Source organism: Halorubrum sp. SD612 (assembly GCF_002135005.1).
The window spans coordinates 1-1,724 of record NZ_NEWI01000325.1; the positions used below are offsets into that span (position 1 = coordinate 1).

Below are 1,724 nucleotides of genomic sequence, written 5' to 3' on the forward strand. Positions count from 1 at the left end.
CCTGCCCGACGTAACACCCCTTCTCGAAGTCGAGCGCGTTCCGGAGGCCGAGGACGTTCGGGACCGTCCCCGCCAGCTCGTACTCGAAGAGGGGCGTCCCGGCCTCGGTCGCGAGCGCGTCCCACGTCCGGTAGCCGAACGGTGCGGCGTTGAGGCCGCGGTTGATCAGGGTGTCGAACACGTCGCCCGCGTCGGCGGCGGCGCAGACGATCTCGTACCCCTCCTCGCCCAGCGGTGAGTCCGTCGCGATCACGGTGACGCCGGCGTCGACCATCGAGCCGCGAACGAAGGACAGGGGGCCCTCCGGCGCGCCCGGCCCGCCGAGGACGGAGGCGACCTTCTCCGTGGACTTCGGGCCGTGAACGCCGAAGACGCCGAACTCGTCGGAGACGTCGTCGATCTCGACGTCCTGGATGAACACGTTCTCGGCCCAGTCGGCGGCGACCGCCTCCGCCCGTTCGGGCGGGAGGAAGACGAGCAGCCGCTCGTCGGCGTTGTACACGTACATGTCCGTCTCGATCCCGCCCTGCGGGTCGAGCAGGAGGGCGTACGTCCCCTCGCCGTCCGCGGTCGGGACGCGGTTCGAGACGGCGTTGTCGACGAACTCGACGCGGTCGGCGCCCCTGACGGCGAGGACGCCGTACCCCATCTCGATCACGCCGGCGACGTTGCGGACCGCCTTGCCGACGCGGACGGGCTTGCCGTAGTGGTCCACGACCTCGCGGCCGCCGCGGTCGCGGTACGCGGCGCCGTGCGCGTCGTGGGTGCCGGAGACGAGCGTCATGGTCCCACGGAGGCGATCGAGGGCCAAAAGGCCGCCGTCTCCGGCGGCTACAGCCCGAGACGGTCGCGGATCGCGTCGACGAGGCTCTCCGAGGGGTCGTCGTCCGGCGCCTCGGGGTCCGGGACGACCTTGTCGTGGGCGTACACCCGGACGCGCTCCTCCGACTCCACGGTGATAAGCGAGTCGTCCTTCAGCGCCGAGAGCGCCTCCTCGACGGCGTCGATGTCGGCGTCGACGGCCGCGCGAAGCTCGAGGACGGTCATCCCCTCGTCGCCGCGGTCGACGAGCGCGTCGAGCAGCGCGACCTCGACGTCCGGCCGGTCGCGGTATTCCGGCTTTGCGGCCATACGTGTCCCTTGTGCGGGGCGGACTTTACGTCTACCGGCGGGGGTGCGGACCGGACCCGAAAGCGCCCCGCGTCAGCGAACCAGCCGAGAACAGGTGCCACAGAGGTTCTCCTCTTTCACGTCGACCTCGCGGACAGTCGGAGAGAACGACATGACGCACTTGCTGTTGTCGCAGTGTTCCAGCCCGAGCGTGTGCCCGATCTCGTGGACGACCTCCTTGCGGACGCGGTCGCCGAACACGTCGACGGCGGGCTTGGTGGAGACGCCGCCGTCCGAGGAGGTGCGGAGGCGGTGCGTGGAGATGACGGAGCCGCTCCCGTTGAGGTACGCGAGGCCGAACACGTAGTTCCGCCGGCGGTAGTAGAGGTCCTCGGGCGTGATACCGATGTTCTTCTCGCCGCCGCCGACGCGGGTGACCGTCTCGATGAGGTCCTCGGCGCGGTACTGGCCGCGGTCGCCGTCGAACGCGGAGTCGGGGATCGGCTGATCGTCGTGGACCGTCACGTCGCAGTCGTACACGGAACGCAGCGCGCCGGAGGCCCCCCGTTTCACTCGGGGGGTGACCTCCCCGACCGGGACGATGTCCACGAGCA

Annotated in this window: 3 protein-coding genes; all 3 read right to left on the bottom strand. The window is 70.4% G+C overall.

All coding sequences use genetic code 11. From position 1 onward, the window contains the following. A partial coding sequence (locus B9G38_RS16970; protein ID WP_086221146.1) for an aminomethyltransferase family protein occupies positions 1-784 on the bottom strand: 784 nt, incomplete at its 3' end. Between the two features lie 47 nt (positions 785-831). Beyond that, the gene (locus tag B9G38_RS16975; RefSeq protein WP_086221147.1) at positions 832-1,131 is read right to left on the bottom strand and encodes a DUF6432 family protein; all 300 of its coding nucleotides are present in this window, start codon (positions 1,129-1,131) and stop codon (positions 832-834) included. A gap of 72 nt (positions 1,132-1,203) precedes the next feature. Continuing rightward, positions 1,204-1,724, bottom strand: a 521-nt coding sequence (locus tag B9G38_RS16980; protein ID WP_086221148.1) for an archaemetzincin family Zn-dependent metalloprotease, incomplete at its 5' end; no start/stop codon positions are given.

What these genes read in the sequence shown, in the direction of transcription:
- B9G38_RS16975 (WP_086221147.1), bottom strand. Translation starts at nt 1,131, where the DNA reads ATGGCCGCAAAGCCGGAATACCGCGACCGGCCGGACGTCGAGGTCGCG.